General features: G+C 24.9%; 41 protein-coding genes and 1 pseudogene. All 42 read left to right on the top strand.

Annotation, left to right across the window (positions count from 1 at the left end; genetic code table 11):
- Positions 1-60 precede the first annotated feature (60 nt).
- Entirely contained in the window at positions 61-693 is a 633-nt protein-coding gene (gene gmk, locus OC701_RS00415; RefSeq protein ID WP_304514147.1) for a guanylate kinase, read from the top strand.
- Positions 694-724: 31 nt separating this feature from the next.
- Entirely contained in the window at positions 725-949 is a 225-nt protein-coding gene (rpoZ, locus tag OC701_RS00410; RefSeq protein WP_304514146.1) for a DNA-directed RNA polymerase subunit omega, read from the top strand.
- Between the two features lie 19 nt (positions 950-968).
- Positions 969-1,907 (top strand): 16S rRNA (cytosine(1402)-N(4))-methyltransferase RsmH, encoded by a 939-nt coding sequence (gene rsmH / locus OC701_RS00405; protein WP_304514145.1) that lies wholly within the window; start codon positions 969-971, stop codon positions 1,905-1,907.
- Positions 1,908-2,228: 321 nt separating this feature from the next.
- Positions 2,229-2,543: a 30S ribosomal protein S10 gene (rpsJ, locus tag OC701_RS00400; protein WP_304514144.1), complete on the top strand. Its 315-nt coding sequence runs from the start codon at positions 2,229-2,231 to the stop codon at positions 2,541-2,543.
- Positions 2,544-2,630: 87 nt separating this feature from the next.
- Positions 2,631-3,296: a 50S ribosomal protein L3 gene (rplC, locus tag OC701_RS00395; RefSeq protein WP_304514143.1), complete on the top strand. Its 666-nt coding sequence runs from the start codon at positions 2,631-2,633 to the stop codon at positions 3,294-3,296.
- Complete coding sequence (rplD, locus tag OC701_RS00390; RefSeq protein ID WP_304514142.1) at positions 3,289-3,924, top strand: 50S ribosomal protein L4; 636 nt, start codon at positions 3,289-3,291, stop codon at positions 3,922-3,924. The genes rplC and rplD overlap by 8 nt, the downstream gene beginning before the upstream one ends.
- Positions 3,917-4,210, top strand: coding sequence for a 50S ribosomal protein L23 (gene rplW / locus OC701_RS00385; RefSeq protein WP_304514141.1), 294 nt, complete (start codon positions 3,917-3,919; stop codon positions 4,208-4,210). Before rplD ends, rplW begins: the two co-directional genes overlap by 8 nt.
- A gap of 95 nt (positions 4,211-4,305) precedes the next feature.
- A complete protein-coding gene (gene rplB / locus OC701_RS00380) occupies positions 4,306-5,136 on the top strand; it encodes a 50S ribosomal protein L2 (RefSeq protein ID WP_304514140.1) in 831 nt (276 codons plus the stop codon).
- Between the two features lie 19 nt (positions 5,137-5,155).
- Complete coding sequence (gene rpsS / locus OC701_RS00375; protein WP_304514139.1) at positions 5,156-5,437, top strand: 30S ribosomal protein S19; 282 nt, start codon at positions 5,156-5,158, stop codon at positions 5,435-5,437.
- Between the two features lie 29 nt (positions 5,438-5,466).
- Positions 5,467-5,853, top strand: a complete 387-nt coding sequence (gene rplV, locus OC701_RS00370; RefSeq protein WP_304514138.1) for a 50S ribosomal protein L22 — start codon at positions 5,467-5,469, stop codon at positions 5,851-5,853.
- The gene (rpsC, locus tag OC701_RS00365) at positions 5,837-6,553 is read left to right on the top strand and encodes a 30S ribosomal protein S3 (protein WP_304514137.1); all 717 of its coding nucleotides are present in this window, start codon (positions 5,837-5,839) and stop codon (positions 6,551-6,553) included. Before rplV ends, rpsC begins: the two co-directional genes overlap by 17 nt.
- Before the next feature lie 84 nt (positions 6,554-6,637).
- Positions 6,638-7,063: a 50S ribosomal protein L16 gene (rplP, locus tag OC701_RS00360; RefSeq protein ID WP_304514136.1), complete on the top strand. Its 426-nt coding sequence runs from the start codon at positions 6,638-6,640 to the stop codon at positions 7,061-7,063.
- Positions 7,053-7,244 (top strand): 50S ribosomal protein L29, encoded by a 192-nt coding sequence (gene rpmC / locus OC701_RS00355; protein ID WP_304514135.1) that lies wholly within the window; start codon positions 7,053-7,055, stop codon positions 7,242-7,244. The genes rplP and rpmC overlap by 11 nt, the downstream gene beginning before the upstream one ends.
- Positions 7,245-7,775: 531 nt before the next feature.
- A complete protein-coding gene (rpsQ, locus tag OC701_RS00350; RefSeq protein WP_304514134.1) occupies positions 7,776-8,042 on the top strand; it encodes a 30S ribosomal protein S17 in 267 nt (88 codons plus the stop codon).
- Entirely contained in the window at positions 8,039-8,419 is a 381-nt protein-coding gene (rplN, locus tag OC701_RS00345; protein WP_304514133.1) for a 50S ribosomal protein L14, read from the top strand. Before rpsQ ends, rplN begins: the two co-directional genes overlap by 4 nt.
- 14 nt (positions 8,420-8,433) lie before the next feature.
- Positions 8,434-8,781 (top strand): 50S ribosomal protein L24, encoded by a 348-nt coding sequence (gene rplX, locus OC701_RS00340; RefSeq protein ID WP_304514132.1) that lies wholly within the window; start codon positions 8,434-8,436, stop codon positions 8,779-8,781.
- Between the two features lie 18 nt (positions 8,782-8,799).
- A complete protein-coding gene (gene rplE, locus OC701_RS00335; RefSeq protein ID WP_304514131.1) occupies positions 8,800-9,357 on the top strand; it encodes a 50S ribosomal protein L5 in 558 nt (185 codons plus the stop codon).
- 13 nt (positions 9,358-9,370) lie between these two features.
- Positions 9,371-9,640, top strand: a complete 270-nt coding sequence (gene rpsN, locus OC701_RS00330) for a 30S ribosomal protein S14 (protein ID WP_304514130.1) — start codon at positions 9,371-9,373, stop codon at positions 9,638-9,640.
- A 32-nt stretch (positions 9,641-9,672) separates the two neighbouring features.
- A complete protein-coding gene (gene rpsH / locus OC701_RS00325) occupies positions 9,673-10,053 on the top strand; it encodes a 30S ribosomal protein S8 (RefSeq protein WP_304514129.1) in 381 nt (126 codons plus the stop codon).
- A gap of 25 nt (positions 10,054-10,078) precedes the next feature.
- Positions 10,079-10,624, top strand: a complete 546-nt coding sequence (gene rplF, locus OC701_RS00320) for a 50S ribosomal protein L6 (protein WP_304514128.1) — start codon at positions 10,079-10,081, stop codon at positions 10,622-10,624.
- A gap of 20 nt (positions 10,625-10,644) precedes the next feature.
- Entirely contained in the window at positions 10,645-10,998 is a 354-nt protein-coding gene (gene rplR / locus OC701_RS00315) for a 50S ribosomal protein L18 (protein ID WP_304514127.1), read from the top strand.
- 36 nt (positions 10,999-11,034) lie between these two features.
- Positions 11,035-11,559 carry a 30S ribosomal protein S5 gene (rpsE, locus tag OC701_RS00310; RefSeq protein ID WP_304514126.1) on the top strand — a complete coding sequence of 175 codons (525 nt, stop codon included), beginning with the start codon at positions 11,035-11,037 and terminating at the stop codon, positions 11,557-11,559.
- A complete protein-coding gene (gene rpmD, locus OC701_RS00305; protein ID WP_304514125.1) occupies positions 11,556-11,738 on the top strand; it encodes a 50S ribosomal protein L30 in 183 nt (60 codons plus the stop codon). The genes rpsE and rpmD overlap by 4 nt, the downstream gene beginning before the upstream one ends.
- 45 nt (positions 11,739-11,783) lie before the next feature.
- On the top strand, positions 11,784-12,221 hold the full coding sequence (gene rplO / locus OC701_RS00300) for a 50S ribosomal protein L15 (RefSeq protein ID WP_304514124.1): 438 nt from the start codon (positions 11,784-11,786) through the stop codon (positions 12,219-12,221).
- 25 nt (positions 12,222-12,246) lie between these two features.
- Positions 12,247-13,509 carry a preprotein translocase subunit SecY gene (gene secY / locus OC701_RS00295; RefSeq protein ID WP_304514123.1) on the top strand — a complete coding sequence of 421 codons (1,263 nt, stop codon included), beginning with the start codon at positions 12,247-12,249 and terminating at the stop codon, positions 13,507-13,509.
- A gap of 69 nt (positions 13,510-13,578) precedes the next feature.
- Positions 13,579-14,325, top strand: coding sequence for a type I methionyl aminopeptidase (gene map / locus OC701_RS00290; RefSeq protein ID WP_304514122.1), 747 nt, complete (start codon positions 13,579-13,581; stop codon positions 14,323-14,325).
- 32 nt (positions 14,326-14,357) lie between these two features.
- Positions 14,358-14,570: a translation initiation factor IF-1 gene (gene infA / locus OC701_RS00285; protein WP_304514121.1), complete on the top strand. Its 213-nt coding sequence runs from the start codon at positions 14,358-14,360 to the stop codon at positions 14,568-14,570.
- Positions 14,571-14,591: 21 nt separating this feature from the next.
- Entirely contained in the window at positions 14,592-14,708 is a 117-nt protein-coding gene (gene rpmJ / locus OC701_RS00280) for a 50S ribosomal protein L36 (RefSeq protein ID WP_213680435.1), read from the top strand.
- 22 nt (positions 14,709-14,730) lie between these two features.
- Positions 14,731-15,129, top strand: coding sequence for a 30S ribosomal protein S13 (rpsM, locus tag OC701_RS00275; RefSeq protein WP_304514120.1), 399 nt, complete (start codon positions 14,731-14,733; stop codon positions 15,127-15,129).
- An 8-nt stretch (positions 15,130-15,137) separates the two neighbouring features.
- Positions 15,138-15,530 (top strand): 30S ribosomal protein S11, encoded by a 393-nt coding sequence (gene rpsK / locus OC701_RS00270; RefSeq protein WP_304514119.1) that lies wholly within the window; start codon positions 15,138-15,140, stop codon positions 15,528-15,530.
- Positions 15,531-15,544: 14 nt separating this feature from the next.
- Positions 15,545-16,510 carry a DNA-directed RNA polymerase subunit alpha gene (locus tag OC701_RS00265; protein WP_304514118.1) on the top strand — a complete coding sequence of 322 codons (966 nt, stop codon included), beginning with the start codon at positions 15,545-15,547 and terminating at the stop codon, positions 16,508-16,510.
- Positions 16,511-16,555: 45 nt separating this feature from the next.
- Positions 16,556-16,912 (top strand): 50S ribosomal protein L17, encoded by a 357-nt coding sequence (gene rplQ / locus OC701_RS00260; protein ID WP_304514117.1) that lies wholly within the window; start codon positions 16,556-16,558, stop codon positions 16,910-16,912.
- 142 nt (positions 16,913-17,054) lie between these two features.
- Complete coding sequence (locus OC701_RS00255) at positions 17,055-17,876, top strand: energy-coupling factor transporter ATPase (protein WP_304514116.1); 822 nt, start codon at positions 17,055-17,057, stop codon at positions 17,874-17,876.
- Entirely contained in the window at positions 17,852-18,703 is an 852-nt protein-coding gene (locus tag OC701_RS00250; protein ID WP_304514115.1) for an ATP-binding cassette domain-containing protein, read from the top strand. Before OC701_RS00255 ends, OC701_RS00250 begins: the two co-directional genes overlap by 25 nt.
- Positions 18,704-18,707: 4 nt before the next feature.
- On the top strand, positions 18,708-19,709 hold the full coding sequence (locus OC701_RS00245) for an energy-coupling factor transporter transmembrane component T (protein WP_304514114.1): 1,002 nt from the start codon (positions 18,708-18,710) through the stop codon (positions 19,707-19,709).
- 100 nt (positions 19,710-19,809) lie between these two features.
- Positions 19,810-20,430 carry a dTMP kinase gene (gene tmk / locus OC701_RS00240; RefSeq protein WP_304514113.1) on the top strand — a complete coding sequence of 207 codons (621 nt, stop codon included), beginning with the start codon at positions 19,810-19,812 and terminating at the stop codon, positions 20,428-20,430.
- Between the two features lie 7 nt (positions 20,431-20,437).
- A complete protein-coding gene (locus OC701_RS00235) occupies positions 20,438-21,385 on the top strand; it encodes a hypothetical protein (RefSeq protein WP_304514112.1) in 948 nt (315 codons plus the stop codon).
- Positions 21,386-21,406: 21 nt separating this feature from the next.
- Positions 21,407-22,279 carry a 16S rRNA (cytidine(1402)-2'-O)-methyltransferase gene (rsmI, locus tag OC701_RS00230; RefSeq protein WP_304514111.1) on the top strand — a complete coding sequence of 291 codons (873 nt, stop codon included), beginning with the start codon at positions 21,407-21,409 and terminating at the stop codon, positions 22,277-22,279.
- A gap of 15 nt (positions 22,280-22,294) precedes the next feature.
- Positions 22,295-23,878 (top strand): methionine--tRNA ligase, encoded by a 1,584-nt coding sequence (metG, locus tag OC701_RS00225; RefSeq protein WP_304514110.1) that lies wholly within the window; start codon positions 22,295-22,297, stop codon positions 23,876-23,878.
- Positions 23,879-23,999: 121 nt separating this feature from the next.
- Entirely contained in the window at positions 24,000-24,533 is a 534-nt protein-coding gene (locus tag OC701_RS00220) for a hypothetical protein (protein ID WP_304514109.1), read from the top strand.
- Between the two features lie 166 nt (positions 24,534-24,699).
- Positions 24,700-24,912: a hypothetical protein gene (locus tag OC701_RS00215; protein ID WP_304514108.1), complete on the top strand. Its 213-nt coding sequence runs from the start codon at positions 24,700-24,702 to the stop codon at positions 24,910-24,912.
- Between the two features lie 158 nt (positions 24,913-25,070).
- Positions 25,071-25,287: pseudogene (locus OC701_RS00210) on the top strand (sigma-70 family RNA polymerase sigma factor); the annotation flags it as partial.

Genomic DNA, 25,287 nt, shown 5'->3' with positions numbered 1-25,287 from the left:
TCTAATAATTAAAATATTTACTTATTAATTTTTTGAGAAAGCATGGTTTTTTAATTATTTATGCGATTAAATAAAGAAGGGATGTTGATAATTATTTCGGGACCATCAGGAGTTGGTAAAGGAACGGTGAAGAAATTATTATTAGAGAGAATTAAAAATAATTTAGTTTATTCAGTTTCTATGACTACTCGGTCTCCAAGAATAAATGAAAAAAACGGCAAAGATTATTTTTTTGTTAGTAACCAATTTTTTAAAGATAAAATTAAAGAAAATTATTTTTTAGAGTATAATGAATTTATTGGTAATTATTACGGTACTCCTAAAATTAAAGTAATGGAAGAGTTAAAAAATAATAAAGATGTTTTATTAGAAATAGATGTTCAAGGAGCTTTACAAATTAGTAATAATTTTATCAAAAGTAAAAGTGTTTTTATTTTTTTAGCTCCTCCTTCTATTGCAATTTTAAAACAACGTATTAAATATCGAAATACAGAATCTTTACAAATTATTAACGAACGCATTGCTAAAGCTTATCAAGAATTATTATTAATTCAAAAAATAAAAAAATATGATTATATGATTATCAATGATAAATTAGATGATACAGTTAACATTATTATGTCTATTTTAGTTGCAGAACGTGTAAAATTTAAAAGAATTATTAAGTTTTATTCATCTAAAATTTTAATTTAACTATATTCGAGAAAGGAAATTGTGTATAAAAATGTTTTCTAATCAAAAAAAAGGTTTTTCAACTGATTCTATTGATGATTTATTAAAGTGTATCGATTCTAAGTATAAATTAGCTTATGTTGCTGGAAAAATTGCTCATATTATAGAAACTAAAGATGAATTGTATAAATCTCAAATTAAGGGTAAAAAAATTGTTAGCAAAGCTTTATCCGAAATTATTAATAAAAATTTTAAAATTATTTTTAAAGAAGATTAAGAGAATTGGCTTTTGATTAATGAGGTTTAGAGAATTGTTAAGTAAAAATCACATACCTGTTATGCTTCGGGAAGTTGTGGAATATTTGAATATTGATTCTTCTGGTGTTTATGTTGATGCTACTTTGGGTACAGGCGGTCATAGTTATGCTATCTTGAATAAGCTTACTTCTGGTACTTTATACTCTTTTGATCAAGATATTAAAGCTATTCAACAATGTCAACAAAGATTTATTAATTATCAAAATATTTGTTTAATAAATAAAAATTTTTCTTATTTATACGATGAACTATTAGCGCGTAAAGTTACTATGATTAATGGTATTGTTTTTGATTTAGGATTATCATTGTTACAAATTAACGATAATACAAGAGGTTTTAGTTATTTACGCAATGATGTATTAGATATGAGAATGAATTGTAATAATCCTGTTACTGCTCAATATATTTTAAATCATTATTCTTTAGAAGATTTGCAAAAGATTTTTCAAAATTACGGGGAAGAACCGAAATCTCGTATGATCGCTAAAGAAATTATTAAAAACAGACCTTTGTATACGACTTTTGATTTAGTTAAAATTACTGATAAATTTAAAAATTTTCGTAATAATCGCGGACATAGTGCTAAAAGAGTTTTTCAAGCTTTGCGTATAGAAGTTAATCAAGAATTAAAATGTTTAAAGTTAGCTTTAGAACAAAGTTTGAAATTATTAAAAAAAGGCGGAATTATATTAGTAATTAGTTTTAATTCTTTAGAAGATCGTTTAGTAAAACATTTTTTTAAACACAATAGTTCTCATAATTTGGTTTGGTCTAGTTTGCCTATTCAAAATAAAGATTTGCCAATTCCTATTTTAAGAATTATAAATAAAAAAGTTATTCGCCCTTCTTCTAGAGAGCAAGACTTTAATCCTTGTAGTCATTCAGCTAAACTTAGAGTAGCTATTAAAAATATATAAAAATGATATTTTTTATATTGTGTTCGAAAATTATATTTTAGTAGAAAATTTTTTGTTGATATAAATATATATATATTTTTTTATGATATAATGATAAATGTGTATATTCTGTGAATATTTTATATTATTTGAGGTAATTTCGGCATAATATAAAATATTTTATTTTTTAATTTGATTATTTTTATGATAAATTAAATTTATTATTTTATGTTAATAAAATTTTTTATATATACTTTATGCTTAAAAAAAATTAAGAATTTATGCATTCAAATATCAAATAAATATTTTATTTACTTATAATATGAAAGGCTAATATAAGGGATGAAAAAAAAATCAGAAATTTTTCAAATTTGTTTAAAAACTTATGATTTTAAAATGTTAAAATCAACTATTAAAAAAATTATTGATAGTATTATTGCTACTGGAGCCGAAATTAAAGGACCTATACCATTGCCTACTCGTAAAGAAATATTTACTGTTTTACGTTCTAATTTTGTTCATAAAGATAGTCGAGAGCAATTTGGTCGTTTTACACATAAACGTTTAATTCAAATTATTAACCCTAATGCTGAAACTATCGATGCATTAACGCGTATTGATATTCCTAAATCAGTTGATATTAGTATTAAACAATAAAATATAACGCACTAAAATAAATTTAATTTTTAATTATATAGTTAATATTTGTAGATTTTATTATTGTAAAAGGAGATATTATTTAAAATGTCTAAAGGAATGTTAGGACGAAAAATAGGCATGACTCAATTTTTTGATCATGATCAAGGTTTAGTAGTTCCTGTTACTATTGTGCATGTTGCTAATAATGTTGTTTTGCAACAAAAAAAAATAGACACAGATGGTTATCAAGCAACACAATTAGCTTTTGAAACTAAAAAAGAAAAAAATACGACAAAACCACTTCAAGGCCATTTCAATAAACATAATTCTTCCCCTAAATTTTTTGTACGTGAAATTTCTTTTAATAATAGTCCAAATGAATTGTCTGAATTAAAACCAGGACAAATTTTGGATATCCATATTTTTAATTCTGGAGATTTTGTAGATGTAACAGGGATTAGCAAAGGTAAGGGTTTTTCTGGAGTTATTAAAAAATATAATCAAACTATTGGTCCTAAAAGTCATGGTTCGCGATTTCATCGAAGACCAGGTTCTAACGGCCCTATTAAAGGTAATCAAAAAGGAAAGCATTTGCCTGGCCAAATGGGTTTTCATAAAGTGACTATGCAGAATTTAAAAATTATATCAGTAATATCAGATAAAGATGTTATTTTAATTAAAGGCAACATCCCTGGCCCTAATAAAGGTTTTGTGATGATTAAATCAGCTGTTAAACAAACTAATAAAGAGGCGGCTACATCTCATGCTTAAGTGTAAGGTAATTAATATACATGGTCAACCATGTGATGAAATAATTTTATCTAATAAAGTCTTTGGGGTTAAATTTCATCAACAAGCAATTTATGATGTAATTAATCAACAAAGAGCAGCTAAAAGGCTTGGTAATCATAAAACTAAAAATCGTTCTGAAGTTTCAGGAGGAGGTCGTAAACCTTGGGCTCAAAAAGGAACCGGTAGATCTCGTCAAGGAACTATTCGTTCTCCTATTTGGAGAGGCGGAGGTCATACTTTTGCTTTACAAAAAAGAGATTATCATTTTAAAATTAATTCTAAAGTTCGCAAATTAGCTTTTCACGCAGCTTTATCTTGGCATTTTAAAAATAATACTTTAATAATTTTAGATTTTTTAGATTTGCAAACTTCTAAAACTAAAGAATTTACTAAATTATTAACTGAATTAAAAATTAATCTTAAATATAAAATTTTAATTGTAGTTCCGGAATTAACTGATTTTTTAGTCAAATCTACTAATAACTTATCCCAAGTAATGTTAGAAAGTGTTGCTCATTTCAGTGTTTACCAAATTTTCCGAGCAAAGTACTTAATTATTACTCGTCAAGCAATTAATCATTTGGAAGGAACAATTGTTAATGAATAAATATTATAAGTATATTAAAGATCCTATCATCACCGAAGCAACTAATAAACAGATGGAATTATATAATAAATATTTTTTTAAGGTTAAAAACAATATTAATAAAATAGAAATTCGAAAAGCTATAGAATATATTTTTAAAGTTAATGTTATGTCTGTTAATGTTATTAATGTTTTACCAAAGTTTAAAAGAAAAGGTAAATATTCAGGTTACACTTCAGCTTATAAAAAAGCTATTGTAAAAGTCGTTCCAGGACAAAGAATTAGCGATTTTATTGACATTCAATGATATTACCAATTAGGTTTATATTTTGATTTAAATTTTTTTAACTTACAAAATTTTTTTAAAGTGTATTAAATAAATTAAAGGAAAAAAGGTTAATTATGTCTATCAAAAAATACAAACCTACCTCTAATGGCCATAGGAATATGCAATTGCAAAGTTTTTCCGAACTTACTACTTCTAAACCAGAAAAAAAATTATTATTTTTTAAAAACAATACAGGAGGTCGTAATAATCGAGGTGTTATTACTGTTAGAGGTCACGGAGGAGGAGCTAAACAAAAAATTCGTCTTATCGATTTTAAGCGCGATAAAGATGGCATTTTAGGTAAGGTTGCCACTATTGAATATGATCCTAAAAGAAATGCCTATATTTCTTTGATCCATTATCAAGATGGTGAAAAAAGATATATTTTAGCTTTAAAAGGATTAACTGTTGGTAGTTATGTTTCATCAGGTTTAGGTTCAGATATTAAGATAGGAAATGTTTTGCCTCTAAAAAATCTTCCTATTGGTTCGGTTATAAGTAATATTGAATTAAAACCTGGTAAAGGCGGTCAATTGGCTCGTGGAGCTGGTGCTTATGCTACTATTGTATCTCGTGAAGATAAATATGTTGTTTTAAATTTACCTTCTGGAGAAATTCGTAAAGTTTTATCAACTTGTAGAGCTACTATAGGTGCTATAGGTAATGATACTTATAAATTAATTAGAAATGGTAAAGCAGGTAGATCTCGTTATTTAGATAAAAGACCTAAAGTAAGAGGTACTGCTATGAATCCATGCGATCACGCTCATGGTGGTGGAGAAGGTCGTAGCCCTATTGGATATGTTTCTTCTAGAAGTTATACTGGTAAACCCGATCGTGGTATTAAAACACGTAAAAAAAATAAAAAATCTACAAGTTTAATCTTAAAACATCGTAAAAAATAAGGAGTATGATAAGTAAATCATGAGTCGTTCTATTAAAAAAGGGTTTTTCGCTGATCATAATTTATTATCTAAAGTGATGCGACAAGAAAAACAAAAAATTAAAAAAACTATAAAAACTTATTCTCGTGATACTAGTATAATACCTGAATTTGTTGGCCATAAGATTGCTGTTCATAATGGCAAAGATTTTACAGATTTATTTATTACTGAAGATATGGTAGGTTATAAATTGGGTTCTTTTGCTTTTACTCGCAAATATGTAGTTCATGCCAAAAAAGATAAAAGTTCACAAAAAAAATAAAATTCTAGGGAAGCGAGAAAATTTATAAAATGTTTAATAATGATGTAAAAGCTATCGCTAAACGAGTACCGATAGCACCTAGAAAAATACGTTTAGTTATTGATTTGATTCGTTATAAAAATATCGAAGAAGCTCAAGCTATTTTGGAATTTACCAACAAAGCTGCTTCTGTAGTAGTGTCAAAATTATTAAAAAGCGCTGTTGCTAACGCTGTTAATAATTTTAATCTTGATATTAATAGTTTATATGTTAAGAAAATTTTTGTTAATCAAGGTGTTAGAATGAAACGCTTATTACCTAGAGCTAAAGGTAGAAGTAATCAAATTCAAAAAAATACTAGTCATATTATTATTTTGGTTGCTTCGCAAAAAATAGAATTAAAAAGAAAGGTGGAAGCTGATGGGTCAAAAGAGTAGTCCTATTGTTTTACGATTATCATTGCTGCGTAATTGGGCATCTAACTGGTATGCAGAAGATAAAAAAGTCCCTTCATTAATTCATGAAGATTACAATATTAGAAAATTTATTAATGATTATTATCCTTTAGGAACTATTGCTCGTGTGGAAATTCAACGTTTAAAAAAAAATAATAAAGAAAATATTGATATTTTTTTGTATACTCCAAAAATAGGAGTTGTGGTAGGTTCCGATAATAAAGAAAAAAATAAATTAGTTCAAGAGATATACAAATTAATTAAAAAAGATATTAATATTCATGTGATTGAAGTTAAAAATCCTGATAAAGTAGCTTCTTTGATAGCTCAAAATATAGCCTCGCAATTACAACAAAGAGCTTTTTTTAGAGCTGTGAAAAAGATTTATATACAAAAAGCTTTAAAAGCAGGAGTGAAGGGAATTAAAATTAGTCTCAAAGGCCGTTTGAGTGGGGCTGAAATCGCTAGAACAGAAACCACTATTAAAGGAATTTTACCTTTAGGAACTTTTCGTTCTAAAATTGATTATGCATATGTTGCTGCTAAAACTATTCATGGAGTTTTAGGTGTTAAAGTTTGGGTTTGTGATGGTAATTATACTACTAAAGATGATCGAGAAAGTTCTCGAAAAATATCTTGCGACAATATATCTAATGCAAAAACGGATAATCAATTAAAATAAATAATTTTTTTAAAATTATTTTAAAATATAACTGATAATAAGGTATTTATTATATCATTTCAAATAAAAGAGGTATTTTTTTTTATGTTAATGCCAAAAAAAACTAAATATCGTCGTTTGCATCGTTTAAGTTATGAAGGAAAAGCTAAAGGTCAAACTAGAATTTTAAATGGTAATTATGGTTTAGTAGCTCAACAAGGTCATTGGATTAGTAATCGACAAATTGAAGCTGCTCGTATAGCTATGACTCGTCATTTAAAACGAGAAGGCAAAGTATTTATTAATATTTTCCCTAATTTACCGATTACTGAAAAAAAATTAGTTCGAATGGGCTCTGGTAAAGGTAATGTAGTTAATTGGGTAGCTGTAGTTAAACGTGGTACTGTGATGTTTGAAGTTCGCGATTTAAATAATGTAGAAAAATTTGAAAAAGAAGCTTTAAGATTAGCTTCACATAAATTACCTATTAAAACTAAAATTGTTGCGAAAGGAAATGAATATGAAAATTAATGACATTCGTAAAATGGGAATGGATGAGATTTTTAAAAAGCTTGAATATTTTCAAAAAGAATATTTTGAAAAACATTTTCAATCAGCGTTATCTAAATTAAAAGATACTTCTGTAATTAGTAAAATTCGCAAAAATATTGCTCGTTTAAAGACTGTTATTCGAGAACAAAAAAATAAATAATTTTTATTCTTTAAATTGTTATAATTAAATTTATTCATTGTGATATTGAATTTTACTGTCAATCGGAAATTTAATTTTAATTTTTATTATATTAAAAAATATTTATAATAATTATTAGTTAAATTATTATAATTTGAAATATACAATTTTATTTAGTAAAAAAAATTTAATAATAAAAAATTGAACATTCAATTAAATCTTTGTGATATATATGCACGAAAAGATAAAAAAATAAACAATAACGTGATAAAATAAATCAGTAACGATTTATTAAACTAAAATAATTAAAAATTAGATGGGATTTAGAATACTAGAAATTTTAAATTGTTTAGTTTTTTATAGGTTTAATAATTAAATAAAAAAATATTTCTATATTAATTCCCTATAAATTTATTTTTGATTTAATAGTATTATTTATAAATTTTTGTATTAATGGATTTTCATATTTATTTTGCAAAAATTTTCTAGTAATTCATTGACAAATTAATTTTAATAAATTTTTTAATAATAAAAAGGAGGATTAAATGATAAATGCGTAATGTTAGAAAAAAACTTTCAGGAACAGTTATTTCTGATAAAATGTCTAAAACTATAACTGTAGCTGTTAAATATGACAAACAGGATTCATTATATGGCAAAAATGTTAAAAAAATTAGTAAATTTTATGCTCACGATCCTAATGAAGATGCTAGAATAGGCGATATGGTTTTCATCGAAGAAACCCGTCCTTTATCTAAATTAAAAAGGTTTCGTTTAGTAAAAATTTTACGTTCTGTTAAAAAGGTGTCTGATTTATGATTCAAGTAAATACACGTTTAAAAGTGGCAGATAACAGTGGAGCTAAGGAAGTTTTAGTGATTGGCATTCCAGGGGATACTGGTAAACGTTATGCTTATATTGGCGATTTAGTTATAGTTTCTGTTAAAAAAACTACTACTACTAGCTTAATTAAAAAAGGTAGCATTTCTAAAGCTCTTATTTTAAGAACTAAACATGGTTTTAAAAGTAAAAATGGCAGTTATATTAAATTTGATGATAATGCAGTTGTTATGGTTAAAGACGATATAACTCCGAGAGGAACTAGAATTTTTGGACCTGCTATTAGAAATCATAATTTTCAAAAAAATAATTTTTCTAAATTTATATCTTTAGCAGAAGAAGTTTTAGTGGTATGAGGTTATTATAAATTATGCGTATAAAAAAAGGCGACACAGTAGCTATTATTGCTGGAAAAGATCGTTATATTATAGATCCTACTAGCCAAAAAAAAGTATTTCGTACAGGGAAAGTGATAAAAGTTTTTTTTAAAGAGCAAAAGGTTTTAGTGGAAGGTGTAAATATTGCTATTAAGCACAAAACTTCTACTAACGATAATGATCAAAAAGGTCAAATAATTAAAGAAGAAATGCCTATTCACGTTTCAAATGTTGCTTTGATTGACCCGGATTTAAAAATTCCTACTCGTGTAGGATTTCGTGTTGATTCAGATAAAAAAATTCGTTATTCTAAAAAAACAGGTTTAGCAATTATTAATTAAATAAAAAGGTTAAATAATATGGAAATCAATGAAAATAATAATTATACAAAAAATGATAATTTTTTAGCTTTAAAAGACATTTTTAATGTTCATTCTATTATGCAAGTTCCTAAAATAGAAAAAATTGTTATTAATGTGGGCCTTGGAAAATTAGCTTCAGATACTAAATTTTTAAATGATTGTCGTCAACAATTAGCTTTAATTAGTGGTCAAATCCCTATTAATACCGAAGCTAAAAAATCTATTTCTAATTTTAAATTACGAACTAAAGAAATAATTGGTTTAAAAGTAACTTTGCGAGGTCGTAGAAAAGAGTTTTTTTTAAATAAATTGATTCATATTGTTTTAACTAGGATTAAAGATTTTTCAGGACTTTCTTTAAAATCTTTTGATGGCAAAGGTAATTATAATTTAGGAATTAAGGAACAAATTATTTTTCCGGAAATTAGTTTGGATCAAGTAAAAAGAAATTTTGGTATGGATATTTCTATAGTTACTACAGCTTCCAATGATCAACAAGCTAAAAAATTATTAGATTTTTATGGAATGCCTTTTAAAAGGCTAAAATCAAAATAGGAGTGCAACATAAATGGCTAAAAAATCAAAAATTATTAAAAATTTAAAACAAAAAGAAATGTTTTTTAAATATTTTAATATAAGAGCAGATTTGAAACAAAAAAAAGATTATAAAAGTTTAGCTAAATTACCTGTTAATTCTTCTATTGTGCGTTGTAAAAATATAGATAAGATTGATGGTAGATCTAGGGGTTATATGCGAAAATTCGGTTTATCTCGTATTAATTTTCGTTTATTAGCAAATAAAGGTGAAATTCCTGGAATTATAAAAATTAGTTGGTAAATATTATAAAAGGAAGTATAAGTATAAAATTTATGGTAATGACGGATACTATTGCTGATTTGTTAACAAGAATTAGAAATGCTAATGTAATGAAATATGATGAAGTGTGTGTACCTTGTTCTAATTTAAAAATCAGAATGTTAGAAGTACTTAAAAAAGAAGGATTTATTACAAATTTTATCATAGATAAAAAACTTAAGAAGATCTTTATTTATCTCAAATATAATAAAGAAACTAAGGAAAGTGTAATTAAAGGATTAAAAAGAGTTTCTAAGTATGTTTCAGTCCAAAAGATTCCTAAAGTAAGAAATGGTTTTGGAATAGCTTTAATTTCTACTTCTCGAGGTATTTTAACAGATTACGAAGCTTCGTCTTTAAATATCGGAGGACATGTATTAGCTTATATTTGGTAATAATTTGAATGAAGGAGAAATATTTATGTCACGGGTAGGAAGGAAAATTATTTCGATTCCAGAGGGCGTGTTTGTAGAAATTAAGCCAGATAATCAAGTTTTAGTTTCATCTTCACAAGGCCAATTAGAATTTAAATTTAATTCTTGTTTAAATATCGTTAAAAAAGATAATATTATTGCTATCACAAGACCTAATAATAATAATTTTATTAAAAAAATTCATGGTACTACTAGAGCTTTATTGAATAATATGGTTCAAGGAGTTAAAAATTTTTTTTCTAAAGAGCTTAAAATTACGGGTTTAGGTTATTCATGTATAGTAGAAGGTAATAAATTAGTTTTTAAATTAGGTTATTCTCACGATATTATTCTTAATATTTTACCTAATTTAATAGTGCAAGTGAATAAACAAAATAATTTAATAATTATTAAAGGTATTGATAAACAATTAGTAGGCGAATTTGCTGCAAAAATAATATCCCTTGCAAAACCAGAACCTTATAAAGGAACAGGGATATATTATGTTGGTGGTTATATCCATCGCAAAGCTGGCAAAAGCGCTAAAAAATAAAAAAGGAATTTATTCGGTTTATGATTAAAAAAGAATCTTCTCAACTTTTAAGACGAAAACGTCATTTACGTTTAAGAAAAAAAATTGTAGGTAGTTCACAAAAACCCCGTTTAAATGTTTCTTATTCTAATAGATATTTTTATGTTCAAATTATTGATGATCATTTAGGCATTACTTTATGTAGCGTTCATAGTAAACAGATAAACTATGATAACATTAATACTAAAGTAGCTTCAGAAATTGGAAAAATAATTGCTCAAAAAGCTTTGGCAAAAGGTATTAAAAATGTTGTTTTTGATCGGGGCGGATATCTTTATCATGGTCGTATTAAAGTTTTAGCTGATTCTGCTCGAGCAGAAGGTTTAAATTTTTAATAATATGTTCAGTTATTTAAAAAAATGGAGATATTTATGAAAAGAGAATTATCTAATAAAAAAAAATTTTCTTCACTAGAAGAGAAAATAGTGAAAATTAGTAAAATTGTTAAAGTTGTTAAAGGCGGTCGTCGCTTTCGTTTTTCTGCTTTAGTTGTAGTAGGCGATCAAAAGGGTAATATTGGCTTTGCTTCTTGTAAAGCCCAGGAAGTTTTAGAAGCCATAAAAAAAGCTGTTGAAAAAGCTAAAAAAAATTTATTTTGTGTTGCTTTAAATGGTACTACTATTCCTCATGAAATTATAGGTCGTTTCGGAGCTACTAAATTTTTTTTAAAACCAGCTTCTAAAGGAACGGGTATTGTAGCAGGAGGAACAGCGGCAAGATCGATTTTTAAATTAGCGGGGATTACTGATATTATTACAAAAACTTTTGGTTCACGTACTCATATCAATGTTTTAAGAGCTACATTTAACGGATTAAAGCAATTAAAAACTATACAAGATGTAGAAAAACTTAGGGGAATTTCATTAAAAAATCGTATTAGAGGTATCGCTCAATGAACAAGATTCAAATTAAGTTATGTAAAAGTTTAATCGGAAGAACCCCTAAACAAATAAAAACAGCCCATGCATTAGGTTTGAAAAAGATTAATCAAAAAGTGATTAAGGAAGAAAAAGCTGTAATACAAGGAATGTTAAACGTTATTAAACATTTAATTTCGATTGATAAAAATTTTTAATTTTAAAATAGATTATTTTCTATTAAATAAGAGAGGAGAATTTTTATGTTAAATTCTTTAAAACCTGTTTATAAAGCGCGCAAAAGTATTAAACGTTTGGGTAGAGGTCCGGGTAGTGGATTAGGTAAAACTTGTGGTCGCGGTCATAAAGGACAATTAGCTCGTTCCGGTGGAAAAACACGTATAGGTTTTGAAGGTGGTCAAACTCCTTTTTTTCAACGTATTCCCAAACAAGGATTTTATAATTTTAATAAAAAAAAATATTCTTTAGTTAACCTTAAAGATTTAGAGATATTTGAAAATGATACTTTAATAACACCGCAATTATTAATGGAAAGCAAAATAATTAAAAATAATAACAATTTAATTAAAATTTTAGCTAAAGGCAATTTAACTAAAAGATTAATAGTACAAGCTGTTAAATTTTCTAAAAAAGCAGAAGAAGTTATTATAAAATCTGGAGGAAAGATTCAAGTTGTATAAAATAAAATAAAAAAGGTAAATTTTAATGAAAATATTAGTAAATTTTATTAAAGATAAAAAACATATTATAAATAAAATTTTTTTAACTTTATTTATTATTTTTATTTATGTAATTGGTTTAAAGATACATATCCCTGTCATACCTCTTAATATTTTAGAATTTGCACAATTAAAAAAATTAATATTAAGAGATCTCTCTATATTTAATAGTTCTATGCCTATATATTTTCTTTCTTTAGGAGTGATGCCTTATATTACTGCTTCTATTATTATACAAATTGCTAGTAAAATTTTTTCTTCTTTAAAAGAATGGCATGAACAAGGTTCTATTGGAAAATATAAAATTAATTTTATCACTAGATTGCTGACTTTAATAATAGCTTTTGGTCAAGGTTTGGCTTCTATTATGCGTTCTCAACTTTTTGATGTGGCTCAACAAAAAGTTTTAGTTTTGCAAGTGGTATTTTTTTTAATTGTAGGATCTTTTATTTGCATTTGGTTATCTGATTTAATTACAAATAAAGGTATAGGTAATGGAGTTTCTATTTTTATAGTTATAAGTATAAGTGAAAATTTATCTAAAAGTTTTAAATCTTTATTGTTAAATGATGCATTTTTCAGTACAAGTCAAAAAATTTTAGTTTTATTATCTTTTTTAATTTTATTAATTTTAACTATTATTTTATGTTCTTCTTATTTGAAAATCCCTATTAGTTATGCTACATATAAGCAAAATGATAAAATTCAAAACCATATACCTTTAAAAATTAATACTTCTGGTATTTTGCCTATTATTTTGGCTAATACTTTTATTAATATTTTTCCGACTATAGGCGCTTTTTTATCTGCAGATAATTATTTTAAAAAATTTACTATTCAATTGCAAGAATCACAATATTATTATTTAGGTTTAGGTTTTTTTGTTTATCTTTTATTAATTTTGTTATTTTCGTTTTTTTCTGTTTTTATAATGTTAGATCCTTATGAAATTGCTAATAATTTATCTAAACAAGATGCTTATTTAGATGGAGTTAAACCGGGACAAGAGACTGTTTATAAAATTACAAAAGAACTTTTTAAAGTTACTCTTATGGGGGCTTTTTCTTTAACAATATTAGCTGCTTTGCCTGATATAATTAATTTTGTTTTATTTAGTAAATCAAACCGTTTATCTACTTTTAATTTAGGAGGAACTAGTCTTATAATTGTAGTGGGGGTAGCTATGGAAATTGTACAAAAAATTACCACTAGTACTAATGTTAATAAATTATATAATAAATTGTTTTAATTTTTTATTAATTATTAATTCATAAACAAAATTTTTTTATTAAAATATACAAAATGGAATTAATGTTTTATGTTAATTGTTAAAAACAAAGATGAAATCGCTATAATGAAAATGGCAGGTAAAATTTTATCTCAAATTAAGAAGAAATTGATTTTTTTTTTAAAAGAAGGTATATCTACAAGTAAGTTGGATTTTTTAGCTAATCAATTTATGCAAGAATACGGAGTAATCTCCGCTTTTAAAAATTATAACGGTTTTCCAGGGCATATTTGTACTTCTGTTAATGATGCAATAGTGCACGGAGTGCCTTCTTATCAACAAATTTTAAAAAATGGCGATATTATAACTTTAGATGTAGGAATTAAATATCAAGGTTATTTTGTAGATGCTGCTTTTACATATGCTATAGGTGATATTCCGGATAAAACCATTAAATTATTGAAAGATACTGAAGAAGCTTTATATAAAGGAATTGAGCAAGTTCGTCCGGGCAATCGAATATCAGACATTTCAAATGCTATTTTTAAAATTGGTAGTTCTAATGGTTATGGTATTATTGAAAGTTTTTCTGGTCATGGCATTGGTAAATCTTTGCATGAAAAACCTTATATTTTTAATTTTAATTTTGTAGAAAAAGATTATATATTATTACCAGGAATGACTTTTTGTATTGAACCGATGTTTACTTTGGGTAGTAAGGAAGTTCAAATACTTTCTGATGGCTGGACAGCAGTTAGCGAAGATAATAGTTTGAGTGCTCATTTTGAACATACTATCTTAGTTACTTATCAAGGTTATGAAATTTTAACATTATAAATTTTTAATAAGGGGGGGTTTGAGATTATTATATGGAAAAAATAAGTATAGATGCTTCGGTTGTCGGAACATTACCTGGCGCTAAATTTAAATTAGAATTACCTAATAAAACAAATATAATAGCTTGTATTTCAGGTAAAATACGTAAAAATAATATTTATATTTCTTTGGGTGATAAAGTAAAAGTAGAATTGAGTTTAGATTCCAAAGATATAGGTCGTATCATTTATCGTTATAAATTATAAATTGTAAAGGAATTTAAAATTATGAAAGTGCGTGCATCTGTAAAGAAACGTAGTGCTGATGATATTATCGTTCGACGTAATAAAAAAGTATTTGTGATTAATAAAAAACAACGTCGTCATAATCAAAGACAAGGTTGATACAGAAAGGAGTGTATTTTAAATGTTAAGACTTGCAGGAGCAGATATTCCTGGTACTAAAAGTATTTTAATTGGTTTAACTTATATTTATGGTATAGGAATTAAAACTTCTCGTAAAATTTTGCAATCAATTAATATTGATGGCAATATTCGAGTGAAAGATTTGCAAGAATCTCAATTAACTGCTATTAGAACAGAAATTAATAAATTAAACGAAAAAGGTTTACTCAGAAGAGAACTTGCTTTAATGAATATTAAAAATTTAATAGCTATTAATTCTTATAGAGGTAGAAGGCATAATTTGGGGTTGCCAGTAAGAGGACAAAATACTCGTAACAATGCCAAAACATCCCGAAGAAATCGACAAATAAATTTGTCTGATTCAGTTAAAAAAAATAATAATATCAAAAAAAGAGGATAATTTAATTTATGTCTTCAAAAAAGCAAATAAAAAAAGATAAAAAAGTTAAAAAAAATATTCCTGTAGGAATTATTCATATTAAAACTAGTTTTAATAATACTATTATTAATTTTACAGATGAACAAGGTAATACTATTGTACAAAAAAGTGCTGGTAATTTAGGTTTCCGTGGTAGTCGTAAAAGCAATTTGTTCGCTGCTCAACAAGTAGCTAAAAATGTTGTTGAAATAGCCACTAAAACTTATGGAGCTAAAAGTGTAGAGGTTCGTTTTAATGGCATTGGTCTTGGCCGCGATACTGTTTTAGCTTTAAAAGAGGCAGGATTATTTGTTTCATGTTTTAAAGAAGCTACCCCTGTGCCTCATAATGGTTGTAGACCTCGTAAACGTCCTCGTGGATAAAAAAGGATATTGACATGAAAAAATTACAATTTTTAAAACCTATAATGCAAATTCAAGAAGAAGAAAATTCTAATTCTAATTGTAGTCGTTTTATTATTCAATGTTTATCTTCGACTTATGGTAATACTTTAGGAACGCCTTTAAGAAGAATTTTAATTTCTTCTTTGCCGGGAATCGCTATTGTTAATGTTAAAATTGAAGGTGTTAAACATGAATTTAGTTTTATAGAAGGCATCACCGAAGATGTAATGACTATTTTATTAAATTTAAAAGGAGTAATTTTAAGTTCCGATTATGATTCTATAGAAGATTTTGAACAAAAATTAGAAATAGATGTAATAGGTCCTAAGGAAGTTACAGCGGCAGATTTTAAACCTGTTGCTGGAATTAAAGTTATTAATCCTTCTCATATGATAGCAACTTTAAGTTCAAATGCAAAATTAAAAATGGAAGTAACTGTTCGTAGAGGCATCGGTTATAAAGGATCCGAAGAAAATAAAATTTATAATCGTGGTGAATTTGGTGTTATTGCTATAGATTCTATATATACTCCTATTATTCGCAGTACTTTTAACGTAGAATCTAAGTTAGGTAATAAAGAAGAGTTGATTTTAGAAATCGAAACTAACGGTGCTGTGACTCCTAAAAAAGCTTTATCTTTAGCGGCTAAAATTTTATTAGATCATTTAGCTGTTTTGGTTGAATTATCAGAAGAAACTCAAAAAATCAATTTTATTCAAGAACCTGAAAAATCCCATCACAATCATGCTTTAGATTTTAAAATTGAGCAACTAGAATTATCAGTTAGATTATTAAATAGTTTAAAAAAATCTAAAATTTTTACTGTCCGAGAATTAGTTAGTCATCAAGAAGAGGAAATTACTAAATTAAGTAGTTTAGGAAAAAAATCTTTTGAAGAACTTAAAGCAAAAATGAAGAATTTAGATTTGCATTTTGGTATGTTAAATAAACTAGAATAATTTTAATAAATTATAAAAATTTAAATAGAGAGGAAAACTTTTATTATGAGTTTTAGCAAATTAAGACGTAATAAATCTCAAAAAAAAGCTTTATTGAAGAATTTAGTATCCAGTTTAGTAATAGCTGAACAAATAACTACCACTTTACCAAAAGCTAAAGAATTATCCCGTATTATGGACAAGGTTATTAATTTGACTAAAACATCAAATTTAGCTAATCATAGAAGAGCTTTAAATTTATTTTTTAATCAAACATTGAGCAATAATCAAACAATTTTACGTAAATTAGTGAATGAAATTGCACCTAAATATAATGATAGATTAAGTGGTTATACACGTGTTATTAAAACTGAATTTCGTCGCGGTGATTCCGCTTCTATGGCTATTATTCGTTTTGTTTAATTTTTAAATATCTTTTATATTTATCTTTTATTTTTGATTAATATTTATGAATTTTTTTATTCTATTTTGTATTCTAATAATTTTGAATTTGAATTAAAATCGAAGAAAATATAAAAAAATGTTAGATTTTTTAAGGTAGATTATGATTTGTGTTGAAAATTTGTATTTTAGTTATAAAGAAGTTGAAATTTTACAAAATTTGAATTTTTACATTAATTCTGGAAAATGGATTTCAATTATAGGCGGTAATGGTTCAGGAAAATCTACTTTGGCTAAAATTTTGGTTGGTTTATTGCCCATCCGAAAAGGCAGGATTTTTATTGATAATATTCCATTGACAGAAGAAAATTTATTTTTATTACGTTCTCGTATGGGTATTATTTTTCAAAATCCAGATTATCAATTTATCGGTTGTGACGTAAAACATGATATCGCTTTTGGATTAGAAAATCAAAATTTGTCTCGCGAAGTAATGAAAAAAAAGATTTTCAATATTGCTCAAAAGTTAGATATTTTGCATTTATTGGATTGCAATCCTCAAGAATTATCTGGAGGCCAAAAACAACGAGTAGCTATTGCATCTGTTTTAGTTATGGAACCGAAAATTATAATTTTTGATGAACCTACATCTTTTTTAGATCCTCAAGGAACTCAAGAAATTTATGATATTATTCAAGATATTCATAGAAAAAATAATATAACTTTAATTACTATTACACATGATTGGGAATTTGCTTTTCGAAGTGATGAAATTATTTTTTTACAAAAAGGTAATCTTGTAAAAAAAGATATTCCTATTAATTTTATGAAAGATGAAATATTTTTAAAAAATAATTTTATTAATTTACCTTTATTTTTAAAACTTTATTATCAATTGCAACAGGATTTTAATTGCTTATCACAACCACCTATTATTTTGTCTAAATTAAAGGATTTTTTATGGCAATACAATTTAAAGATGTAAGTTTTTCTTATGCTAAATATAGCGTTTGTGCTTTAAATAAAATTAATTTATCTATTAATCCTAATCAAGAATTTATTGCCATTGTTGGCCCTACAGGTTCGGGAAAATCTACATTAGTACAAATAATGAATGGTTTATTATTAACTAAATTGGGTATAGTAAAAATTTTTGATAAAATTATTAATGATAAAACTTCTTCAACATTTTTGACTAATATAAGACGGAAAATAGGTTTAATTTTTCAATTTCCTGAATATCAATTATTTGAATCTACCGTTTTAAAAGATGTTCTTTTTGCTTTCACAACTGACATTAAAAATAAATCTGAATTAAAAATAAAAGCTATAAAAATCTTAAATAAAGTTGGAATTAGTAGTGATTTTATAAATACTTCTCCTTTTAATTTATCCGGAGGTCAACAAAGAAAAGTTGCTATTGCAGGAATTTTGATTATGGAACCGCAAATTATTATTGCAGATGAACCAACAAGAGGATTGGATGCTCAAGGTTATGCAGATATAATGAAAATTTTTCAAGATCTTTATCAAATAGAACGAAAAACAATTATTTGTATTACTCATGATATGAATTTGGTAGCTCAATACGCTACTCGTGTTATCTTTATGGAAAAAGGTAATATTATTTTTGATAATTCTAAAGAATTTTTTTTTAAAACTTTTAAATTGCATAAATTTAACTTATATGAGCCTCAAACTTTTCGTATTTTAAAATTAATGCAAAAATCTTTTAATATTCCTTTTCATCCTGTTTATTCCGAAAAGGAATTTTTATCTTATTTACGTAAATTTTATCTAGGTGGAATTTAAAGATATGATAGTAAAAAATTATAAAAACAATGCAGTATCATATCGTAATAGTTTTTTTTTATATTCAATTAACCCTAGTGTTAAAATATTTATTTTTTTGTGTTGGTTAAAAATTATTTTAAGTTTAAATTTTACATTAGATTTTATAGATAAAGATTGGGTAAATATTGTTTTTTACATAATTATATTAATAGTTAATTGTTTTTTAATATTTTGGTTATTCCAAAAAACTCATTATTCATGGATCAAATTACTTAATAAATTTTCGCATTTAAATTGGTTAATTATATTGAGTTTAATTTTCAATTTATCGACTATTTCTAAATCAAATGATGATATTAAAATTTTAATTTGGAATAAATTTTATATTTGGTGTTTAATCATTTTATTTTTTTTGATTTTTAAATATTTTTTTTTAAATGGTTTTTATAGTTATTTTTTTTTGATAATTATGTTTGTGTTACCTGGTGTTTTTGTGTCTCAAAATTGGTTTATTAATGAAACTCAAGTATTATTTTTATCTTCCAATTATATATGGAAAACTTTTTTTGTTATTATACGTATTTTAATGATTTTTATTGTTTTTACTTTATTTGCTTTGACAACATCTTTTCTGGAAATAAACGACGGATTGGAATTTATTTTAAAACCTCTGAAAAAAATTAATTTTCCTTTGGAAACTTTAACTATGTTATTATCATTAATTTATATGTTTATACCTTTTTTATTATCTGAATCTCAAAAAATAATAAAAGCACAAACTTCTCGAGGTATTGATTTAAATACTCACAATATTTTTAAAAAAATTTATTATCTTATTGCTTTATTAATACCAATTTTTGTTCTTTCTTTCAAAAAATCTTCAATTTTAGCTAATGCTATGGAATCGCGAGGTTATGTTTTGGGAGCTTCACGTACAAAATTAACTTGTTATTGTATGAGTTATCAAGATTATTTGATATTGTTTTTTCATTTATTATTATTATTTTGGACTTTTTTTGTTTAATCTTGGATTAATTTATAAATTTTAATATTTAGGTGAATAATTATATTTTAGTTAAAATTTATTATTTTTTATTTTAATACGGAAGTTAAAGGTAAAAATTATGTTTATTTCTTTTGAAGGTGGAGATGGCGTTGGCAAAACAACTCATGTTTTATCTTTGTTTCGAACTATTAAAAATCGTTATCCAGCAATTATGACTAAAGAACCTGGTGGTTGTAATTTAGTTAAATCGATAAAAAAAATTTTAATTGATACCCATAATAAAATTAATTTTTTAACAGAATCTTTATTATATGCAGCAGATAGAACAGAACATCTTCAACAAGTTATTAAACCGGCTTTATTAGATAATAAGATTGTTATTTGTGATCGATATTTAGATTCTTCTTTTGTTTATCAAGGTTATGTGAGAAAATTAGGTATTAAATTTATTAGAAAAATTAATCCTTTAGCTCATCATTTATTACCAGATATTACTTTTTATTTAGATTTGGAACCTAAAATCATTTTAAAAAGATTATATTTCCGAAGTAAAACTAAATTAGAAGGGTTTGACGCGCAACAATTATTTTGGCATCAACAAATTAGAAAAGGTTATTTAAAACTTTGCCATTTATATCCGAAAAGAATTTTTAAAATTAATACTAATAATCTTTCTTTTGAGGAAGTGCATATGATTATTTTAAATAAATTACGTGAATTATTTGGATTAAATATATAAATATTTTATGTCTGAGAATTATTTAATAGAATATTTTAGAATGTTAATGCGTGATCAAAAATTATCTCATTTATATTTGATTGAAACTACTTTTGATGCGAAAACCAAAAAAACATTAATTATAGATTTGGTTTATGAATTTTTAAAAACAGATATTGTTAAACCTGATGATATTTTAAAAAAGATGATTATACAAAATAATTACCCTAATTTTTATTATTTGTGTGATGATAAAAATATTTCTTTGGGTAAAGAACAAATTTTAGAAATGTATAATTACTTTGCACAAACCTCTTTAATTCAGAAAAAAAAAATTTATGTTATAGAATCTATAGAAAAGATTAGTTACAATGCGGCTAATAGTTTGCTTTATTTTTTAGAAAATCCTATAAATGAAAATATTTTGGGAATTTTATTAACTGAAGATCGTAATTTAGTTTTACCTACGATTGTTTCTAGAGCTCAATTATTATGTTGGCACCCTTGTTCTCGAAATTCTGTATCGAATATTTCTGATTTAAAAAAAGATATTTTGGATAAAATATTATTTAATTTATTAAAAGAAGTGAATAAACAAGAAATTTATTTATTGAATAAAAATTATTTTTTTAATTTAAAAAAATTTTTTTTAATTTTTTTGGAAAATTTTCAAAAAAAATCTTTTTCTAACGAATTATTGTATGAAACTTTTAATTTAATGAATTATGAGTATTTTTTTAGTGATTTTTTATTTATATTAAGTAAATTTTTTTTAGATTTGTTATTTTATCAAAAAACAAAAAAAACTATGAATAATTTTCCAAGCTCTTTATTTGAAAAAAGTAACTTGGTTTCTTTACCAGAAATAGAAATTTTAAATTGGTTAAAGATTTTAAATGATTTAGAACCTATGAGTTTAAAAATGGAAAATAAATTTTGTTGGTTAGCTTTAATTTTAGAAATTAAAAAAAAATAATAGTTATGACGGATATGAATTATGTTATACATTCAAAAAACTTTCCAAGATAAAAAAGCCATTTTATATTTAGTTGCTACTCCTATAGGTAATATGTTGGATTTAACTTTTAGAGCTTTAAATATTTTGAAAGAAGTAGATTTTATTTTAGCTGAAGACACTCGTCAAGCTTATAAAATTTTGAAATTTTATAAATTTAAGAACAATTTATTGTCATTTCATCAATTTAATGAAAAACAACGAATTTCTCAGGTTTTATCTTTATTGCGACAAAATAAAAATTTAGCTCTTATTAGTAATGCAGGTACTCCTTTGATTAGTGATCCAGGTTTATTGTTAGTTCGCGAGGTGCAAGCATCAGGATTTTGCATTTGCCCTTTACCAGGAGCTTCTGCTGTTACAACGTCTTTTAGTATTTCTACTTTCGATTTACCTTTTTTGTTTTTAGGTTTTTTACCTAAAAAAAGAATACAAAAAGAAAATATTTTATTAAAATATTGTTTTTTTGAAGGATCTTTAATTTTATTTGAATCTCCCTTTCGCTTATTAGATACTTTGTTATTGATCCAAAAAATTTATGTTAATAGAAATATTAATTTATCTAGAGAATTAACAAAAAAGTTTGAAACTATTATTTATGGAGATATTAATGAGATTTTGAAAGAAAAAAGTAAATTATCCTTAAAAGGGGAGTATGTCATCATTATTGATAAAAATAAATTTTTGTTACCATATCAAAATTTATCTTTGGAAGAACATTTTTTGCTTTTATTGAAACAAGGGTATTCTCGAAAAGAAGCTTTGAGATCTTTATCTAGAGAACGCAATATATCTAAAAAACAAATTTATCATCAATTCCAGATAAAATTGGATAAATTAGAATTTAAGGAGTGATTAAAATTATTTGATATGTCTCAAAAAGATAAATTTTTTATTACTACTTCGATAGTATATACTTCAGCTTTGCCTCATATAGGTAATGTTTATGAAATGATTTTGGCAGATGCCATATCGCGTTTTAAAAAAATGGAAGGATATTCTGTTTTTTTTCAAACAGGAACGGATGAACACGGCCAAAAAATAGAAAATAAAGCTGTGCAAAATAAGATGTCCACTCAAGAATATGTTAATTATATTTCTAATGAAATCAAACGTATTTATGTATCTGTCAATATTCAATATGATTATTTTATCCGTACCACTGATGAAAAACATAAAAAATATGTTCAAAAATTTATAGATCAATTATTTAAACAAAAAGATATTTATTTAGGTGTCTATCAAGGATGGTATTCTATTGCTGAAGAAAGTTATATTTCTGATAAAGATTTAATTGATAAGAAATTGCCTAGCGGTGAAACTCCAATTTGGATGAAAGAAGAAGTTTATTTTTTTAAATTATCCAAATATCAATCTATTGTTTTAGAATATTTAAAAGATCATCCTGATTTAATTAAGCCATTTGCACGTAGAAAAGAAATTTTAAATTTATTAAAAGAACCTTTAGCAGATTTATCGATTTCAAGAACTTCTTTTAAATGGGGAATTCCCTTTCCTTTTGATTCTTCGCATATTACTTATGTTTGGTTTGATGCTTTAAGCAATTATATTACAAGTTTATTAGAAGAGCCTAGTAAAAATGATTCTCAACTATGGTATGATCATTTAAATTTAGTTAAATATTGGCCACCTGATTTGCAAATCATAGGTAAAGATATTGTTAGATTCCATTTAATTTATTATTTGAGTTTTTTATTTGCTTTAAAATTGCCTTTACCTAAACAATTTTTAATTCACCCTTGGGTTTTATTTAATGACCGAAAAATGTCTAAATCTACTCAAAATGTAATTTATGTGGATGATTTAAATAAAATTTTTCCTATCGATGCTATTCGCTATTTTGTTTTACATGAAATTCCATATGTTTCTGATGGTTGTTTAACTTATGATTTAATGTTTGAACGTTATAATACGGATTTGATAAATACTATTGGTAATTTATTAAGTCGTTCTTTAGGTATGTTACAAAAATATTGTGATAACCAAGTTATTAAAGTTAATAATTTTGAAGATGAATTGGGTTTAAAATTATCAAATTTCGCTATTTCAGTGTTACCAAATATTCGTTTATGTATGAAAGATTTTAAAATATCTGAAGCCATTGAACATATTATGAATTTAGCTCGTTATGGAAATAAATATATTGATTTAATGAAGCCATGGGAATTATTTAAAAATAATTGTTCTCAGAATATGAATAAATTAAATTATTGTTTATATAATACAATAGAAATTTTACGTTTTATTGGTGTTTTGCTACAACCTTTTTTACCTACTACAGCTAAATATATTTTAGATCAGATTCGATCGGAAAAAAATACTTTTGAAAGTTTAACATTTTTTGGTATTACCGAAAGTAAAAATGTATTCCCTAGGAAAGATAAAGTTTTTCAGCGTTTGGAAAAAGAAAATTTAAAAATATTTTTTAATTAGGTATATTTTTTAATTTATATATAAAAAATTTTCATTATTTGAATGAATAAAATTAAAAATATTTTATCTTTATTTTTGATATAATAATAAATTAAATTAAATTATTTACAAAGGATTGCAAATGAGAATAATACCTTATGAATTATACCCGTACGCTCCTGATATTTCTTTATGTGCTTTAAGAAAAGAATTTGGTATGTATGATTATTGTTTAAATAAAAATGTCAAAAATAAAGCTATGCAGCCTTTTTTAGATTTAGGTCGCAATTATTTTAATTTGTCTATTCGTAAATGGGTTTTAGAAATGAATCAAAGACATCATTATGTTAATAGTTTTCATGATTTTTATTCTCGAAATCATGATTATACAATCATTAATACAGATTTATTATTCATTTTAGAATGTTGTTTGCAATGGGAATTAAAAGGTTTTTTGCCTCAAAATAGAAATATCTCATGGTATATAATTTTTAAATCTTTATTATTTATCGATAATCAAAGTAATTTATATGATTCATTATCTTTAGATATTTATCGATATTTAAAAAAATGGTACTGTGATAATTTTATGTTTTTAAATAATCAAGGCAATTTAAAACCTAAAAATCTTGATATGAATAAAGTAATTTTATTTTTTAAAAAAACTTTATTTTAAACGCACTGCTCCCCATTCACTACACAACCAAATAAAGAGGTTACATCGATAACACGGAATAAAAAATAAAGCAAAGAATTAATAATCAAGACCAATTTTAAAATTGGTCTTTTTTTGTTTTTTAAAAAAAGATAACCCTTCCTAAAAATATGGTAGGGAGAAAAAAATGATCAAAAAAGTATTTTTAAAAAAAGCTAAAACAAGAGAAACAGAAAAGTTACTTACTCTTTTTTTAAAAGACAAAAAAAATCTTAAACTCAGAGATGAAATTATTAAAAATTATGAAGAATTTGTTTGGAAAATAGTACATAGTTTTCAATATTCTCCTAAAGTAATCGAAAAACCAGATTTCTTTCAAGAAGGGATATTAGGATTGTAAAAGCTCTTGAAAAATATGAAGATATTGGATATTCATTTCTGAATTATGCAATTAAGATCATAAAATCTGATCTAAGAGAATTAATTAGAAAAAGTCATATTCCTTCAATCCCCCAAAGAAAAGCGAAAGAAGAAAGAAAATCGGACAACAAAGAATTAATGGAAGAAACCGCCCCTTTAACATTTTCTAAAATTCTAAACCCTCATCAATACTGGTTAAGAGAAGTAAAACATGAATTTTTGATGAAGAAATTAAAAAAAACCTTAAGTCAAGCAGAATTTAAAATTATCCGTTTCAGTTACAGGATTCCTTATGGAAATGTTAAGGAAAATTATCAACCTATTTATAAAAATAATGATATTGCTAAAATGTTAA

It is taken from the genome of Candidatus Phytoplasma bonamiae (genome assembly GCF_030586845.1).
Classification (GTDB): Bacteria; Bacillota_I; Bacilli_A; order Acholeplasmatales; family Acholeplasmataceae; genus Phytoplasma; species Phytoplasma bonamiae.
This window is presented reverse-complemented; position numbering and strand designations above follow the sequence as displayed.